Consider the following 17260-nt stretch of genomic DNA (forward strand, 5'->3'; position numbering starts at 1 on the left):
GAAACCGTACGGCGATAGTGCAGTGTAGAAGTCGTTCCCGTTCGTGCTGTAACCGTATGCTTGCCCACCAGCTAACCCGGTCGTATCGACACCCACACCCACGTGCGCGCCCGCAACCGGGTTCGGCGGGTTGTCTGGGTCAGTCTTAACTGCCGTGTAATCTACCGACAGCTTGCCCGACCGGTCATAGTCCTTGTCGATATCCTTGCTGTATCCGGACACGCCGCCAGTACTGCTGTACTGCCAGATGTCGTAGTTAGCCGGCTCGTAGCTGTACGCCGCAATCCATCGGTACACACCGTCCGTAACTAACTCGTTGTCGTCAAACTTCGCCCGGTACGGACTGTCGGAGGTGTATATCCCTGTCTTCCAGCCCGCAGCCAGCCACACCGTGCGGAAGTCGTAAAACTGCTGTTGCCAGTCGCCACCGATGTCGCCTTCCATATCCAGAAACATGTATGCTCCGGACTCGAGGCCCATCGCCTGTGCGTTGCTAGTGCTGTACTCGACTTCGCCAGCGGTACCCTCGTAAAAGTGGTACCCATGCCAGATAATGCCGTATTTCTCGGCCGACGCGATGTGCGCCGCGGCTTCTTCTTCTTGCGAGTGGCCGTGGGATAGCTGGATGATGACGGAGGTTACACCACCCGCTTTGAGTGCCGCCCAGTCGATATCGCTGTCAGCTTGCCACTTTGCTATATCAACTGTTGTTAAGCTTGCTGCCAAACTCTGTCACCTCCTCACCAGTCCAATCGGCTATCGACGTACCCGCAACGGAGCGTATCTTGACCGACAGATTGTTGATTTCTGCTTGGATGCTATTGTTAAGCTGTGCCTTACGCGCCGCCTGATAGTCCAGGATGTTCTGCGTGGTGTTATTGAGTGTTATGGCTGTCTGTGTCGCTTTAGCCCACGGGTACCAAGTAAAAGCGACCACCTCGACCGTGGTCGTGTAGTCGTTATCCTTGATATGCAGTCGCCGCATCTCACCAGCGGTTGGTTGGCTATTATCGTCCAACGTCACGTCAATCGATAACGCCGGTTCTGGACTCATTTGTGTGAGTGCGTATGCGTCCATCGCACTGGCTGACGTAAACCGGTCATATTCCAAGGGGTCGCCAGGCCACAGACCCCATTTAGCAACCGAATCGTTGTCGGTCACCAGATGCGGCTGAAAGTAGTACTCTGTCGTGTCACTATCCCCGGTGTCTTTGCTGGCACCTGTGACTTGCAGCTGATTGACCATCTCCGTCGCGTCCGAGGTCAACTGCACCTCAATTGTGTTGTGGAGGTAATCAATACGGCCGCCCAAGTCTTTTTGCCAGGCGGCCGCACTATATACCACTATTTTTTTGTTGTCCGGATAGATGACTGCCTCCGGCCACGTCTCCACAATCTTGCTCAGCATGTCTGACCCGCTGCCATTGCCTAGGTCGGTAATCTGCTGGTTGTCAAACGTACCTTGCACGTCATACGTATAGCCCAGCGAATTTCCGTCCAAATAGTACGCTAGGACGTCCTTGGGCTGATACGTCATCGTGCCGGTACGGGTGTTGTACTGGCGAACACGAGACACCTGCGTGTATATGTGAGTTGCCGTCACTTGTACGCTCGCCAAGCCTTGGCTAAAGTCAGGCACCACCTGGGAGATGACGTATTGCTGACCGGCAAAGTACACGGACGACAGTGTGTCGAGCATACTGTACGCAACTGAACCGTCCGCAATTGCTGTAAATTCCAGCTGCCAGGTGCTGTTTTTTTGCCACTGAATGTTAAAGGTGTCCGGTTTGACGCTTGCCAGGGGCTCACGGTAGGCACTGCCAAGCCCTTGGACGGTTAGTTTATCCAAGATAAATAAATGGAAAGCTGAAAGTGCAATCAATCGCGGTTGTGCCTGTGGCCGTGATTGTGTTCCAACCGGGATCCAGGGTGATTGTCCCGTAGTCCGTATTTGCACTTGCTGGCTTGCCATTTAAAGTTGTCGCGATGCCATCAAGGATGATGGTGTCCGCTTGTGTCGCCGCCTTAGTGTACGTCCACGCTGAATTGTTGGTAGTGTTCGTAAGCTTGCAGCTGTTACCCGCGAATTTCGTCGTGATTTTTAAGTCATGACGCTGTTCGTAGGGGTCGATTACAATGTCACTCGCATTAAACACGCGCATGGTTGTGGACGTAAAGTGATACTCTGGGTCAGCGTCTAGCGGGCGATTCATGCCAAACTCTTCGATGGTCATAATATCTGAATTATTGACGCTGTACCGATACCCGCTGGGGTTATCAAACGGGATAGTAAACGTCGCGTCGTGCGAACCGTCCGCAATCAGTGCCAACTCAAACGCGGTAGGTAGTACATACTCACACACGTATGGTTCCGTGTCTGTTCGCAGACGGTGTATTTCGCGACCTCCAAACAGCTTGTAAATTTCGTGCTTAGCGAGTAAATAGTCCTCCCACGTCCCAAAATGCAGCCAAAACTTCGCGTTGACTGTATTTTTATCGTAGGTCATTGAAACCACTGACTGCCCATCAACCGCAGTGTCCTGGTCATACGTGTTCGTTACGGCCGGACTGGCAGTCGATAGATCCAGTAGCTGTAAACCTTCAATGACTTCTGATACGGCCACCTCATCGCTGCTGTTTGTTTTGACGTAAAGCTCACTCAATTTACATTCCCCCTAAATTAAAACGCCTGCATATCATGCAAGCGCTGGTCTTTAGCCATCTTTTTGTACATCGTCGGCATATCCATACCGCTATTCTGGATGGCCGTTATTTGGTCGGCTGACAAGCCCAGGAGCTGGGCAAACATTGCCAGCAGCCGGTCAAACTTTGCGTTCATCTCGGCCAGCACGTCGGAATTATCAGTACCCACCGTAGCCGCGCCGCCGTTAATTTGGTTGACGGCCTTGGTCAATAGCTGCCACGAGCGACTAGCCTTTGATGGGCTCATCGGCATGATGAGCTCTGGGCCGGCTTCCCCAGTCAAACGGTACTGTGCACCGTTGACGATACCACCATTGGCATAGCCTTCGGGCCCACTTACACGCGTAAAGGCACTAGCACCACGGCCATACTTGGCGGCCATGTAAGCAATACCGGCTAGTAAGTCGTCATACCCGTTGTAAATATCGTTGTGGCCCTTAAATTTATACGCCTCAAAGGTTGGTTTGATGGTCTGCACTAGCCCCATCGACGGGATACCCTTCTTGGCGTTGCTGTCCCACAAGTTGATAGCCTTAGGGTTACCATTGGACTCACGCTGAATAACACGCATCCAAGCGGCCACCTGTGAAGCCGTCGCTTCAAAATGGTTAGCCTTGAGGGCCTTGATGACGTATGGCTTCCAGCGCGCGGCTCCAGAGCCACTAGGATTTTTGAGATCGCTATTGTCGACCGCATCCTTAAGCTTGGTAAATGCCTTGGCTACCCAGTCAATGGTCTTGTCACGCATACCACCGGAAGCGCTCTGTGCAAGCGTGCCGACTTTTGGAACAGACTTAACGTCGAAAATCTTGGCCGCTAAGTTTTTGAGTGTGTCGACTGGGTGGGTAATCGCATCAAACATCGACACGGCCGTATCACTGATTTTGTCCATGATATTAGACGCACCGGACTTGATTTTATTAATAAAATCATCCAGCCCTGAAGTGCCGCTGGCATAGCCCGGTAGAATGCCGCCATACGTGCCAGCCATCAACCGTGCAGTGTCCTTAGCATTCAGGATGTACTCACCACTCCGGACGTCCGCAAATTGGGCACCGTGTGCGCCTAGGACGTCCACAGTCTTGCTATACGGTGAGTATCGGAGCTCGGGCCCTGCCTCACCGACAAGTGCCTTAGACGTTGCCCCGACAGAGCCACCAGAAGCATATCCGTAAGCTGGCCCGCCAATTTGACTATAGTTGTAAGATCCTTTAGACGTCTTAACCTCGTCGCCACCGACAGCTTTATTAAACTTATTCCACCAATCCATCAGGCCGCCAAAAATGTTGCCAGTGCCACGTGCTTGCTTAGAACTGGCGTCCATTGAACTGTTGGCTTGCTTGATGGCATGATTAACAACTGATTTTGACTGTTGTGCCGCATAGTCGTTTGAGCCAACTTGCTGCTGTCTTGCTTGTTCAACAACAGCTTTTTGCTGTTTGGTGATAGCATCCTTAACTGATTGATATTGGTTGTACGCGTGTTTAGTGACCTTTTTGTACTGGTCATCAGCGGCACTGTTGGTATCATCACGTTGCTTTTGAGCCTTTTTTACAGCATCATCGTATTGGCTTTTGGTGATTGACTTTGAATCTCTATATTCATGTTCGGCAATTGCTTTACTTGACTTGTACCGGTCGTTAGCAGCCTTTTTGATGTCATCACGTGCGTCACGTGCCGGTTTGACTGCGGCGTTGTATTCATTCTTGGCGTTCTTGGCAGTGTTAGACAATTGCTCATTGCTTAGTTTGCCTTTTTCCTTGGTGAGCTTTTCTAGCAGTTTAGTCTGCTGACTAGCACCTGCACGCACTGTGGATGTGATTTTACTGTTGTTCTGTATCTGCGCCTTGACGCTGCTATTTGCGTAAGACTTGTACGCCGCCAGAAGCTCTTTGTTCTTCTCCTTCTCGTACTGTTCGGAATTCTTGCCGTATTTTTGGGCAATGGACTGGAGCTTTTTGGTGCCACCATTGGCGATTGTTTGCGCTTTGATGTAGTATGCCGACGCGTCTTTTTGCATTGCCGCATAGGTGGCCTTTTTGGACTTAGCTTCCGCCGCGTCAGCCGCTTTCTGCTTCTTAAGTGACTTATCAGCTTGAGCTTGCGTCATCTGACCGTTATTAACCAATTTTTGCAGGTCTTTGGCAGATGCCGCTTCCTTATTTTTATAGTAGGAATCAACCGACTTCTGCATCTTGGCATACGTGCTGTTAACTGATGCCGCTGACTTAGCCAATGTCTTGGGGTCAGTTGACATCGACACAACTAGCTTCTTGCTTAGTGCTTTAGACGCCTTAGTAAAGCTATTGCCAAGAGCTTTATCATCCACATCAATCTTGGGCGATGGGACTTTGAGCCCAGCCGTCGCGTCGTGGTAAGACTTGGCGATGGCCTTAGCCCAGCTCTGGGCCGTCTTGGTACTACCTAGGACATCACCAATAGCAAAACCAATTCCGGCCCCAGCCGCAGTACCAGCTCCGGGAATTATACTACCGAGAGTTGCACCAATACCGGCACCAATTGTTGCACCAGTTGACTTCGAAGCAGCGCTAATTTTGTTCCTATTCGTTGGGTTAACAAGAGATTTTACGATCGATCCACCAACGTCGATGACGGCACCAACACCCGCAATTGCCCCGGCCGTGTTGCCGACACCCTTTGCTAATACCATTCCGCGACTGGTTGAAGCGGCCGCTGCCCCAACCTCTGTTGTCGCACCGGTCGTCACTGTTGGTACGCTTACCTCTGATTTGCTTAGTGTGCTGAAATTACCGGCAATCTTACTAAACAACTCGCTGTTAGCTAAATCGTGAAGCTTTGAGTACACTCCGCCAAGCGCTGTAGCAAATCCCCATGCTTTTTTAGCCATCCACAGACCGGCGATAATCTTAACGGTGTTCTGAATGCCTTCTTTGTTTTTGACAATTTGGTCAAGTACAGAGTGAACAGCACCAAGCGGATTCTTTAGTGCATCAGCATTTTTTGCTGATATACCGAAAAACTGGCCCACATGTTGGATGACTGTGGCAAAAATGCTCCAAACCTCACCACCGGCGATTTTAGCAATAGTGACTAGATCCTTTGCACTACCGGTGACATCGGCGCGATGTTCAGCCAGGTATGTCAATACATCTTTTGTGTGTTCAGCGATAGATTTGAGTGCATTACCTAAGTCGGTTGCTGACTGTTGGACGATGGAACTGCTCATGAGACTAGCTAACTGACTCATACCGGAGTTGTTAACGTCCAGTAGTGGCGCGGCCATCTTCTTCTTGAGCTGGTCCCATCCGGCAGACATCTGGGCTTTAGCCCCCTCAGCCGTCTTACCAAATTCCTTGTATACGCCATCAGTATTTTGCCCAGCCTTGGCAATCAGTTCCAAGAACTTATCACTGCTAATTTTGCCGTTAGCAACCATGTCACTAAAGGCTTTTTGGCTCACACCAGCAGCACTAGCTAGTGACGCACCCAAAGCGGGAGCTGTTTTTTCCATTCGAGCGAGTGTGGAGCTCGTTAATTCTCCTGAAGCGACTGCTCGGGTCATGGACTTGGTCAGTCCAAGTACTTGGTCGCCAGACAGCCGACTAGCAGTGCCAATACCAGCAATACCGGCAGTAATAGCTTCTGTTTGGTCGGTATTGCCTTTGGTCATGGTATCGATAGTCTTTTGCATCTGGCCTAAATTGGAGATGGTAATACCAGACTTAGTGTTTAACTCGGCCACTTGACTGCCAAGCGACTTTACGTCATCTTCAGACTTGCCCATCGCTGACCACGCGGCGGCTGATTTTTCGCCGGCTTCGGCCAGTTCCAAACCACTTGTGATAGTTTCTTTTACGCCATTACTAAAACTAGTCCAAGCACTTGAGACTGCGTTAGTGATTAGTCCGGCACCAACAAACTTCTTCATCAGGCCGGAACCTTTTTCGGTCTGGTCATTGACGCCAACAATCTTTTCACGCAATGTCGAAAAGATGCTAGGGTTAGTTTTGCTCATCTCGGACTGTAAATCTGTCATTTCAGTCTTTGACTTAGCTAGCGCCGTGGCCGTTTCGTTGACGCGAACCTTTTGCTTGGCATACGCGTCACTGGTTGCACCAGACTCAGCTGCTATGCGCTTGAGTTCGGCTTCTTGCTTTGCGTACTGCTCGGACAGATTGACCAGGCCAGATTTTAGTCCGGATAGTTTGGCCTTCTGCGCGTCCTCTTGGCGACCTTCGGCTTCTAGTCGGGCGACGTAACTTTTGGACACTTCTTGTGTCTGTTTGTAGCCTTTTTGCAGGTCTGCCAACCCGGTAGCATAATAATCCATGCTGTCTTTAGCCCGACGCTGTTGTGCTTCGTAGCTAGCAAGTTGGTTGGTGGCCTGCGAGATTTCCTTTTCCAGCTTGGCATAGGCAACCGTGCCTTTGTCGGACGACGTGTCGACTTCATCTTGTTGACGCTTGAGTTCAGCCAACTTAGCCTTTTGAGCGGTGATGGTGTCACCTAAGCCTTCAAACTTGGCCTTGGCTGCGCCTAAATTGTCGCCAACAGATTTTAGTTGGGTGGCGTGTGCCTTCCATTCATTATTGACGGCAGATACGGCGGCCTTCAGACCAGCCATACTGTGGATGGCGGATAGGGTGTCAACTGACACCTTGGTCGCCATTTCATTTTCAACCTTCAATTTTTTAACCTCCTTCCCGCATTATTTATCGCGACGATGGAATTCGGCCGCACTGATTGGCCGGTCGTCGCGAGAACGGGCCGACAGCAATTCGGTTAGCTCGTTAAACTCCTCGTCCTCTACTTGTGAGGGAGCGAGACCGTTAAATAGCAGCTGTTGCAGTAAGTAATTGATGTCCTCCTGGTCATTTTTATAAGCCAGAAGCATCCGCATTTTTACTGCTCGTCTTTTTTTGGGTCCATATCCTCAGCAGCTTTTTGCTCGGCCTCAAACTGTTCTTCCGGCTTACCATTGATGCGGTCAATGACGTACTGGGCGTATTGAGCGGCTTCCACATCGTCGATAGTATCTTCGACCGTTTCGCGTTGCCGCTTGGTCAGTTTTAATATATTCGTGATAAAATCAATCGTGTCATCGAGTGCCTTTTCGTCTTGCTGGCGTTGGGCAATGACCGCCTTAGTTACTTCTTCAGCAGATGATTCATCGGTTAGCTTGCTAATTGGCCCGTGGCCGTTTGAGCCCAAGTCCCACCTGAGCATCTCAATCATCATGGCGTTGGCTTCACGCCGGCGCTTGATGGTGACTTTAATGTCGACAGGCTTCTTAAGCCCAATCGCTTCTGTTTTTAGCGTAATCAAATGTGTACCTCCTAATTATTTACTCGTCTCATTTTTCTCGTCTCTGTCTAATTATTATTATCCCTGACTAGCTGCGGAGCTTGCCGCACTTGGAGCAGCGGAACTAGTTGGAGTTGTGACTGCTGGGTTCAGCTTGTAGCCACCAAACACTTCTGCATACATTGCCGCTTCGTCAAAGCCTGCATCGGCGCTGTAATACTGCTTGTAGCTACGCTGCACACCCTTGTCATCCATGAAAATACCATCGCGCAGTGGGTCCAGAACGTCGTACTCATAGGTGGCGTTGTAGTCCACTTCGGAGTTCGTGTTAGTCCCGTGGTTCCGACCGACTTCAATCATTTCCCCATTGGCAAAGCAGTCATAGTCTTTATTGCCGTCGAAATCGAGAGAGCAAATCATGATAGCAACGTGTGGCTTGGTTTTGGTGGACAGCACATAGCCACCTTTGCCATCAGAAACGTAGCCCTTCATCTTCTGAGACCACTGATATGCCATATCCAACATGGTCAGTGCCACACTAGGTGTCTGAGAACCATGTGCCATGCGCTTAACCTTGTTGTTGGCGTACTGCGCAGTCCCCTTTTCTTCCAAACCGGTGATATTGGCGGTGGTAGCACCTTCGGCGTCACCATCAACCAGCAAAACACCATCTTCACCCAAGCCCAGCTTGCTATCAGAGATGAGCATGCCGGCTTCGTCGGTCAAGGCAAACTTGACCCAACTGATACCACTAAAACTAGATCCAGCCATTATTTGGCCTCCTTTAAATTGATAATCTTGTCAAAATAAAAGACCTTGGAGACTTGATTAGTCCCAGGGTCTGTTGTGTGTGGCTTGGACTGGTCAACCGACCAGCCGTCCGCCTTAAAAAGCTTTGCTAGCGCAATCTCGGCATCTTGAATGCTAAAATCGACGCTAGCTTTGTAGTACACCTGTACTTCCACACCAATAGACCAGCGCTTAAACGTGGCATTGGCGTCGCCTGCGGGTTCACTCACGTATTCCGTGATAGCCGCGGTGGTACTGGTGGTGTCAGTAACTTGTTCCTTGGGAATTGCCCCACGGTAAACCTCATCTAGCCAGGTAAAACCCGCTGATTTGACCAGCCGCTCGGCAATGACTACTGGCATATCCATCAGTCATCGCCTCCCGTAATCTTTTGATATTCAGCTTGCTCGGCTTTAAAAACGTCCGGTTCAGCTTGTTTCAACGCCAGACTGTGGAAGTGGTCACCAGGATGCCCTTTCCAACCATCGTTAAGCAGACGGGCGATACGTGCATGGTTAATACCGCTAGCTTCTGCTGTTTCATAACCTACCTTTTGGTCGGTTTCATCCAAAGATTCGGCGTCCACACTATCAGCTAGGTGCTTTACCTTGCTGGTATCGCGGCCTTGCTGGTAGTGCTTTTCCCGGGTAGCCGTCTTGAGGCGATCGACCAGAACATCGGCACCGGCTTTAGTCATCTCACGCTTTTGGGCGTCATTTGGAATAGTCTTGCCGACTTGCTTAACAAAACTGTCGAGCTGTTCGTCTAGATTCATCACCGTTTGACCCCTTTCTGCTGTTTGAGTGTAATCAAGTCGTACCCGACTGGTAGACCGGCTGCATCACGCGAGATGGTTACGATGTCGTACTGAGACGTGCTGCCAGGGAAAACAGCAGTCAGGCTCTTGTCAGTCACCATGCCGCGGCGTACGACGATAACCGTTGTGTCTTCCAGTTCCGTGCCCAGCAAAGCATACTGCTGGGTTTGTGTGCGCTGGTACGTTGCATACCGGAGCGTGAGCTGGGTGACAAACTGCTGGTCATAGCCACCAGAGTAGTCATTGGCAACCGATTTAACAGTGCCAAAATAAATCTTATGGTTAAACCGATTGACTGCTACTTGCGTCGTAATCACCTCGAATCTTGAAGCGAAAGCTGTTTACCATCATCAAGAAACTAGGAGGATAGGCCGTTTTCTGGTCGCTTAACGTACCACGTGAGTAGTACATGAAGTCAACCAGCACACGTACGGCCTGCTTAAATTCCGGATATCGCTGATAAAAGCTAACTGGAATAGTTCGGTCAGCCGCGTCGACCGTGACCGCAATTGCCATCTCAATCAGACTCTTGAGTGTGTCTTCGTCCACACCCGTATCAAGATTAAGATAGTCTTGCATGTCAGTAATCTGGTCGTTAGTGACAGTTACATCATTAGCTGCCATATGCGGTCACCTCCTAAGATGCGGCCACGACAGTAACCTTGACGGATGCCGTAAAGCTACCGCTCGTTGCCGTGATAGTAGCAGTACCTTCGGCAACAGCGGTAATCGTGCCATCAGCTGCTACCTTAGCGATAGCAGTATTGTCACTAGCGTACGTGATGGCCGCGTTGACTGTCGCCGCATCGTCAGCGTCGGCTGGGTCGGCGGTGGCAGTTACTTGCTTAGTATCGCCGACTTTCATCGAAGCGGTGGCCTGGCTCATCTTGAGTCCGGTCGTTGGCTTCGGCGTCGGCGTTACGCTTTTGGGACCGTCACAAAGTAACCAGCGTTCGTGTCGGCAGCCTTAACGCCAAAGCGGAATGCAGCACCCAGGTACTGGCCGTAGATGTTGTTCTCCATCCATGCGAGCGTGGTTTGCTGGCGGTCAGCAAACAGCACAGCCCGCTTGAGGTCACCGATGAACGCCTTCTGGTCGCCATCAGCAGTGCCCAAAACAGTGTCACCAACAACATATACCGGTACACCCAAAACAGTACCCTTTGCGGTGCCATCGGTAATGGAGTCGGTCGCGGTGTGCAGCAGGTAGCGGCCTTCCTTGTCCTTCAAGGTGTCCAGCACGTTGAAGAAGCTCTGGGTCACAACCATTGCACGTGCGTAAGCTGGGTCGAGGTCGACGTTTAAGATATGCTTGATGTCGTCCACAATCGTATCAACAGTCGTTGACTTGGCCGTAAAGCCCTGCAAAACTGGCGCAATCAAAGCATTGTACGTGTTAACCGTCTTTTCGCGAATACTGTTACCTACCAATGCAGTCAGGTCAACCGCAGAGTCGGCAATAGATTCTTCGGACAGCGGAATTGCACCACGGTACGTGTCGACAGACCAGTCAACCTGCTTGAAGTTTGGTGCGGCCAGCGCTGGGTTTTCGGCCAGTTCAGCAACGGAGTTAAACCGATCGGTGGCACGCATCAAAATTGGGTAAGTACCCTTGGGCGTGGTGACAGCAGTCTTGGTGACCAGAGTAGACAGGTCAACAACACTGTTAACCTCAGCTTCAGGGTTGTAGATGATTTCTTCCGGAATCAGCACGCCGGCTTCGGTTGAAGTTACCTGCTGGGCCGCATCGTCAACCACTTTGCCACGTGAGTGCAGGTAATCGTTGATAGCTTTCTTGATATCAGGCTTGTCATTCTTCTTCGGGGTAATGTCAGTGCCCTTCTTATTGCCATTGTCGGCTGGTTCAGCGGGCTTAATGGCCTTGATTTGCTCGTTCAGTTCGTCCCGGCGTACCTTGGCAGCGTTCAGTTCGTCCTTAATCTTCTTCACGTCTTCAGGCGTGGCAGTGTCGTCCAGCAACTTTGCGTTAAGCTGGGAGTTTAAGTCGGCGCAATGTGCGGAGACTTCGTTAAATTTCACTTGTAACTTGTCCATTATTCATCCTCTTTTCCATAAAAAATAGCCAGTTTGCGCTGTAGCAACGCATTCTGACTAGGTTCTGGTGCAGTATTTTGTTTCTGATTGGTAATGAGTGCTTTAATACGCTCGAACTTGTCATGGGCCAACATTGGCCGGGCGGAATTAGTGACCGGAGCCGCATTCGGTTCGTCAAAGGTCATGATTTCGTCCACAAGACCTAAATCTTTGGCCTCTTGCGCTGGTAGCCAGGTTTCCTCGGCCATCAAGTCCAAAAAGTCTTCGACCGGTCGTCCAGACTTAGCCGCGTATGAATTGGCGATGGCTTTGTCAGTCGCGTCCATCATATTGCCGGCTCGTTGCATGGCGTGCTTGTTGCCTTCAGCACCACCTGACGACTCGTGAATCATTAACTGAGCTGTGGGCGAGATTTGCACCACATCCCCAGCCATAGCGATGATTGACGCCGCTGAATAGGCCGCACTGGTAATTTTGGTGGTGACGTTGCCCTTGTACGACCGTAAAGCTGTGTAAATTTCGGCCGCGGGGTCAACTTCGCCACCATATGAGTTGATTTCGACGTCGACGTCCGATCCATCGTCTGGCAGGTTGTCGGTCACATCCTTTGGGGACACCACGTCCATGCCTAGCCAGTCGCGATAGATTGGCGCGTCGTCATCGTTGGTAATCATGCCGCTAATTTTGATTGTCATTGTTATCACCTCCCTTCACTGGTTCGTATGCTGGCAATCCTGACGGCAAAAAACCGGAGCGAGTGAGCATGTACTGCCCCTGTTCCGGTGTGATGGTACCCGATTGCACTAGTGTGTTTACCTGGTTGATAAGCGTAGAATCGTCAACGTCCAACATATCCTTGATATCCAGCTCCAAATCCGGCGCATGCATCTTTTGCCGCAGTTCATCCACAATTGGATTGACGTACGTGTTGAGATTTGCTAGATAGGTTGCTTTAATCATGTCGATGTTGCTGTGTTGACTCTCCGTGGACGTCCCACCGCCTAAAATGTCGGACGGCACCCCAAAAGCCTTACTGATTTGGTCGGCCGAATATGCGGAGTTGGCAGCCAGTGCCTTGAAGACGTCGGTCTTCATCTCAATCTGGTCATAGCTAAAGCCATCAGGCAAAACCATCAGTCGGCCAGAGTTTTCGCCGCTGTTGGCCTTCTCAAACTCGTCACGAGCGGCTTCTAGGTCCTCGCCATGAGCCAGATAGTGGTCAATCGTGAGCTTGCCGGCTGGGTTAATCTGTTTGTCCATCACGTCCATGTTGTTTTTGGTCGCTTCGTTGTCGAGTTTGATGGAGTCTTGCAGTGATTCTAGTGGCGACCGACCAATCAAATAGCGGTACCGTGCGTCCGGCATGAGCCGAAAATGGAGCATTTGGTCTTGCCGCAGCGTCATTGCCGGCCGGTCGTTGCTCTCCATAACCTGGTAGATGATGCCTGTATTGCCCTCCAGATAGTCAATTTGGACATCTGAGTCCGGTACGTGCTCCAAATTGCCGGGTACTAGGGGAATATAGGCGTTACCGGTCATACAAAGCTGTAAAACGACTGATTGCCAAAAAGAAAAGCGCCCGATAATCGTGCTGGGTTCTTCCAGTCGACCACGAGACGCTAGATTTTCGGTTTTAAAGTGAGCTGACGCGACGTCAGACGCAATACGGTTGACCACGCTGTAGATGTTGGTGTTTTTGAGTGCCAACTCGGCCGACACGTACGAAATCGGCTTGCCAGCAATCAGTGACTGTAAAGCATTACCGAAATTGCTGTTCGACGGGTAAACATAGTCCTTAACCTTGTGCCGCGCGTAATTGTGCGGCGTTAAAAGTCCCATTTAATCACCCCCTTTCCCGCTCAATCAGGACGGCGGCGGCGATGAACTCAATGCCTGTGAAGGCAACACCGACAATGGTATTTAACATAAATGCGCCCAAAGACAGTAAAATTAGCCCACAGACGCATAAGATGACGCTAATCCAGTTACTTAGAAACGCTAACGCTTTCGTCCACATCACTTGCCACCTCCAAACATTGCTTTAAAGTAATTACGCTTTTCGTCCGAAGTCATGTCGGACATCGGGTTGTAATCATCCCCGTGAAAATTCTCGAAATAGTCTTGGGCCAGATAGTGCGCGTTAATAATTGCGTCGGCCGTGTCAATGTGGTCACTCGTGCGGTTTTGACGGTCAATCTTGACCGCGCCACCCTTGTCCTCAACCACCACAGCATTATTAAAGCCGTCCACCAGTAATGGATCGTCCGGAATCGTGACGTTGCCGTTAACAAAGAGGTTTTGGAAGTCCTTGGTTGGCACAGACAGATAAAATGACGTCGGCCGAAGCTCAACCGGCTTAGGCCAGTCTGGCTGATAGTTTTCAATCATCTTGACGAACCATGAAGCTAGGTTTGGATCAGCCGCAATGCCACGTACGCGTAGCCGATTCTCATGGACATACTGCACGAGCCACTGATAAACCTGCTGTTTGTTAATAACCCCGCTGGCGAGGTTGGTCACACTGACCAAGCCTTGGTCTTCCAGCTCGGCATAGTCGAGACCGTCTTGCTTGGACTTAGCGGCTAATGTTTTTGCCTGGGCAAACGGAATAAAGCTGTGTTGTTCGACCCGGTACATGTGCGTCTTTCCGTCTAGATATGGGTACTCAAACCCAATAGATGTGTTGTCATTGCTCTGACTAGCGTCAAACCCGATAAACACTTCTCGGCCGTGGACGTCAAAATCAGCTTTCTGGGCTTTTTGAATCACGTCGAGAGAGAGATAGCTATTCTGGAACCGTCGCGACCACAGGTTGAGCGTCTTATTGACGAACGTCGCTAACGTGCCTTCACGTTCGTTGTCCGCAAAGTCCTGCTTTAGTGACGTCAGCTGTTTTTCGTACGCCGACTTACTCATTTCCAGTAAATTCGGGTTGCTCTTGCCCCAAGTCTCGGGCGCGAAGGCTTCTTCCTCACTGTCCTGGGCGTAAATCACCTGGAAGACGTTGTCGGACGACCGCAAATAGTCCTTCTCAATTTCGGCCCGCATCGAGTCTTCGTCAGACTTAAATTTGACCTTAATGTCCGGATAAGCGGTCGAGATTTTGACAAACATACGGTTATCAATATTATTCTGTCCGGACGTGATTTGCTTTAACGTTTCATTTTTGGCTGGACGTAAATTACCAATTTCGTCATAAATTGCTAGTAGGTTATGGAAACTATCGAACCCGCCACCCTCGCTGGTGCCCTTGCGAATAGTGTTTTTGGTATTCTTGGCGATAACCTGGGTGGTTTGTGCGTCCACACCTCTCTTAATGGCATCTTCTCGAAATTCGTCTAGCTGCATAATTTGCTTGGCTTGCAGGCTCACATCGTTAAACAGCTTCGTGGAATGGTCGCTATCGTAGCTGGCCACCAGAAAGTCCTGTGATGATGCGTTCCAGCCAACGACGAAGTAGTAAAAATTCATCAGCATTGACGCGATCCACGTCTTGCCTTGAGCACGTGCAACACTGATATTCGACGTGGTAAAGCGCGTGCCGTTCCCCTTACGCCAACCAATCAGGCTGTCCAGGATAAACGACTGCCAGCGCATTGGCTTGATGTTGACCTTAATGTTGTCCGGGTTCGGCAGCAGACCGACAAAATACTCAATAGCGTCTACCATCGGCACTTCGTACGTGTATGGAAAATCATCATCGCCAATGCGAAGCAGGTCGTTTAGGTGGCGAATACACGCTAGCTGCACGTCACGGCCGGCGAGATACCGGTCAGTAAACATTACGTCATACGCGTACCGTGTGCCTGGGTCACCATACTGTGCAGGCAGTCCAGCATAATCGGCCTCGTACGGCGCCATATACGCCCGAATATCGGTGACACCGGTATAGTCATACTTCCGCACCGAACTTCACCCCCTGCAATGGTGTCTTCTTCTCCTGCTTAGGTTCACCCACAGAGAGAGTGCGCATGCCTGCGTCAAACGACAGCCCTAATTCGTGTCCTAGCTCCCGCAAGCCCTTCACACAGGCATCTAACTGAGTAGCACCTGGTGACCGCTTAACGGCCTCATGGTCTTTGTTGTACAGCCACAGTCCCTGTTTGCGGATAAGCTCCTCTGATGCCAGATACATGCTGTAGTACTTGCAATACAGCTCCAAATTCGCTTGGTCCACCTTTTTGAGGTAGCCCATCTTGCGAATTTCGGGAATTAGATTCGTCCACAGGTGGCTGGCGGCTTGGTCAAGATGCTTCGGCGGTGTGACCTGAATTTCTGCCAGGTCATCGGTCGTATCTGCGGGCATTTCGCCCTCTTTTTTTACTATTTTTAAGTCCGTACTCAATATGGCTACCTCCTATTCTGGCGGGCCCCCAGGGCCCAAAAGTGAACTTTTTAAAAAATGCGTTTGCGACAAAAGGACAGTTGCTGTGTGAGCTTCCCTCCTCGAACATAGGGGCGGGGGTTATTTTTCTTTAGACAAAACTCACTCACGACAACGTTTTTCATTCCATTTATTCGCCACGTCCAGGTTATCTATTAACGATTTCGATAAGTAAACACTTATGCAAAACTAAAATTATATCCGCCAGCCGACTTTCTTATATTATTGCAGCATCGACTGATGTTACTGCTTGTAATGTCTAACGCTTTCGCGGCACATCTAACTGACTCAAATGCTGTCGACTTACCCTCGGCGTTAGTTGCAATTACTTGTTTGCGTGCCTTGGCATGTGCTACTTTGCTAGCTTTACTAAGGTTAACAAGTGTAGCCTTCTGCCATCTAGGATTGTTCGAACGCCGTTGCAGTCCAGTACCATAGTTCACATTGTATTCTGTGTTGCACCACTCTAGATTGGTTACATTATTGTTGCTAGGGCATTCGTCCTTGTGATTGACCACGGGTAGATCTAATGGGTTAGGAATAAATGTCAGTGCAACTAAGCGATGTATTTGCATATATCTTGAACGATTGCCAACAGACAAGGAAACTCGTGCATATCCTTTTTTGTTGTAGTGTGGTTTTAACACGACGGAGCGTAAGTGGTGTCCGTTAGTATCAAATCTGTCTACACTTCGTACACGCCCTAGATTGCTAACTTCATAAATGCCTTCGTATTGTTTGATTGGTTTCCACTCTTCAATCATTACATCCTCCGTTTGTGTTCAAGCACCCACTTCTTGCATTCGTTAGCACCCCAGCGCTTGGCAGTGTCAAGATTCTCGATTAATGATTCTGACTGATATACTTTGTTTTCCAATTTTGTTTTCCAGTAGTGGTCTTGCTGACAGATACACCAGAGATTGTCGCGGTCGAGTCGCTTACGCTTGTCAACTCGTAACGGCACGATATGGTCAGTGATTAGCTTGCCTGGCTGGTCATAGGTATGACCACAGATGGCACACGTGTTATACGACTCGGCCTTGACTCGTGCTGCCATATGCTCCCACACTTGCGATTGATAGAACGCGTTGGCAACCGGGTCGCGCTTGTAGCGGTTGTAGTACGACTGGTCGCGACGATGGTGCGTGTGTGTGTTCGGCGTACGCGTATATGATGCTGGCAATGTAATCACCTCCATAAAAATAGCCACCAGTTAAGGTGGCTGC

The 17260-nt window shown here is 50.2% G+C and carries 19 protein-coding genes and 1 pseudogene; all 20 read right to left on the minus strand.

Going from position 1 to position 17260, the window contains the following annotated elements:
• Window positions 1-726: GH25 family lysozyme (locus LPA02S_RS06620; RefSeq protein WP_054651518.1), on the minus strand; the 726-nt coding region annotated here is incomplete at its 3' end.
• Entirely contained in the window at window positions 701-1882 is a 1182-nt protein-coding gene (locus tag LPA02S_RS06625) for a phage tail protein (RefSeq protein WP_169798386.1), read from the minus strand. The genes LPA02S_RS06625 and LPA02S_RS06620, both read right to left, overlap by 26 nt.
• Window positions 1842-2663, minus strand: coding sequence for a phage tail domain-containing protein (locus tag LPA02S_RS06630; RefSeq protein ID WP_054651512.1), 822 nt, complete (start codon window positions 2661-2663; stop codon window positions 1842-1844). The genes LPA02S_RS06625 and LPA02S_RS06630 overlap by 41 nt, the downstream gene beginning before the upstream one ends.
• A 17-nt stretch (window positions 2664-2680) precedes the next feature.
• On the minus strand, window positions 2681-7372 hold the full coding sequence (locus LPA02S_RS06635) for a tape measure protein (protein WP_056956092.1): 4692 nt from the start codon (window positions 7370-7372) through the stop codon (window positions 2681-2683).
• A gap of 21 nt (window positions 7373-7393) precedes the next feature.
• Window positions 7394-7585 carry a hypothetical protein gene (locus LPA02S_RS06640; RefSeq protein ID WP_054651502.1) on the minus strand — a complete coding sequence of 64 codons (192 nt, stop codon included), beginning with the start codon at window positions 7583-7585 and terminating at the stop codon, window positions 7394-7396.
• A 2-nt stretch (window positions 7586-7587) separates the two neighbouring features.
• A complete protein-coding gene (locus LPA02S_RS06645) occupies window positions 7588-8010 on the minus strand; it encodes a phage tail tube assembly chaperone (RefSeq protein WP_054651500.1) in 423 nt (140 codons plus the stop codon).
• Window positions 8011-8067: 57 nt separating this feature from the next.
• Window positions 8068-8760 (minus strand): phage tail protein, encoded by a 693-nt coding sequence (locus LPA02S_RS06650; protein WP_056956091.1) that lies wholly within the window; start codon window positions 8758-8760, stop codon window positions 8068-8070.
• On the minus strand, window positions 8760-9146 hold the full coding sequence (locus LPA02S_RS06655) for a DUF806 family protein (protein WP_054651498.1): 387 nt from the start codon (window positions 9144-9146) through the stop codon (window positions 8760-8762). Before LPA02S_RS06655 ends, LPA02S_RS06650 begins: the two co-directional genes overlap by 1 nt.
• Window positions 9146-9553: an HK97 gp10 family phage protein gene (locus tag LPA02S_RS06660; protein ID WP_054651496.1), complete on the minus strand. Its 408-nt coding sequence runs from the start codon at window positions 9551-9553 to the stop codon at window positions 9146-9148. Before LPA02S_RS06660 ends, LPA02S_RS06655 begins: the two co-directional genes overlap by 1 nt.
• A complete protein-coding gene (locus LPA02S_RS06665; protein ID WP_054651494.1) occupies window positions 9553-9912 on the minus strand; it encodes a phage head closure protein in 360 nt (119 codons plus the stop codon). The genes LPA02S_RS06660 and LPA02S_RS06665 overlap by 1 nt, the downstream gene beginning before the upstream one ends.
• Window positions 9878-10219, minus strand: coding sequence for a head-tail connector protein (locus LPA02S_RS06670; RefSeq protein WP_054651492.1), 342 nt, complete (start codon window positions 10217-10219; stop codon window positions 9878-9880). Before LPA02S_RS06670 ends, LPA02S_RS06665 begins: the two co-directional genes overlap by 35 nt.
• A gap of 13 nt (window positions 10220-10232) precedes the next feature.
• A pseudogene (locus tag LPA02S_RS06675) lies at window positions 10233-10484 on the minus strand (Ig-like domain-containing protein); the annotation flags it as partial.
• Between the two features lie 29 nt (window positions 10485-10513).
• Complete coding sequence (locus tag LPA02S_RS06680; RefSeq protein WP_056956090.1) at window positions 10514-11650, minus strand: phage major capsid protein; 1137 nt, start codon at window positions 11648-11650, stop codon at window positions 10514-10516.
• A complete protein-coding gene (locus LPA02S_RS06685) occupies window positions 11650-12345 on the minus strand; it encodes a head maturation protease, ClpP-related (protein WP_056956089.1) in 696 nt (231 codons plus the stop codon). The genes LPA02S_RS06680 and LPA02S_RS06685 overlap by 1 nt, the downstream gene beginning before the upstream one ends.
• Window positions 12329-13489, minus strand: coding sequence for a phage portal protein (locus LPA02S_RS06690; RefSeq protein WP_056956088.1), 1161 nt, complete (start codon window positions 13487-13489; stop codon window positions 12329-12331). The genes LPA02S_RS06685 and LPA02S_RS06690 overlap by 17 nt, the downstream gene beginning before the upstream one ends.
• A gap of 4 nt (window positions 13490-13493) precedes the next feature.
• Window positions 13494-13670, minus strand: a complete 177-nt coding sequence (locus LPA02S_RS11675; RefSeq protein ID WP_156471000.1) for a hypothetical protein — start codon at window positions 13668-13670, stop codon at window positions 13494-13496.
• Window positions 13667-15556, minus strand: a complete 1890-nt coding sequence (locus tag LPA02S_RS06695) for a terminase TerL endonuclease subunit (protein ID WP_056956087.1) — start codon at window positions 15554-15556, stop codon at window positions 13667-13669. The genes LPA02S_RS11675 and LPA02S_RS06695 overlap by 4 nt, the downstream gene beginning before the upstream one ends.
• Window positions 15543-15995 (minus strand): phage terminase small subunit P27 family, encoded by a 453-nt coding sequence (locus LPA02S_RS06700; RefSeq protein WP_225354984.1) that lies wholly within the window; start codon window positions 15993-15995, stop codon window positions 15543-15545. The genes LPA02S_RS06695 and LPA02S_RS06700 overlap by 14 nt, the downstream gene beginning before the upstream one ends.
• A gap of 218 nt (window positions 15996-16213) precedes the next feature.
• Window positions 16214-16798, minus strand: coding sequence for an NUMOD4 domain-containing protein (locus tag LPA02S_RS11530; protein ID WP_082607773.1), 585 nt, complete (start codon window positions 16796-16798; stop codon window positions 16214-16216).
• A complete protein-coding gene (locus LPA02S_RS06705; protein ID WP_054651488.1) occupies window positions 16798-17217 on the minus strand; it encodes an HNH endonuclease in 420 nt (139 codons plus the stop codon). Before LPA02S_RS06705 ends, LPA02S_RS11530 begins: the two co-directional genes overlap by 1 nt.
• Between the last annotated feature and the right edge of the window lie 43 nt (window positions 17218-17260).

The sequence above is a fragment of the Lacticaseibacillus pantheris DSM 15945 = JCM 12539 = NBRC 106106 genome, assembly GCF_001591865.1.
GTDB lineage: Bacteria > Bacillota > Bacilli > Lactobacillales > Lactobacillaceae > Lacticaseibacillus > Lacticaseibacillus pantheris.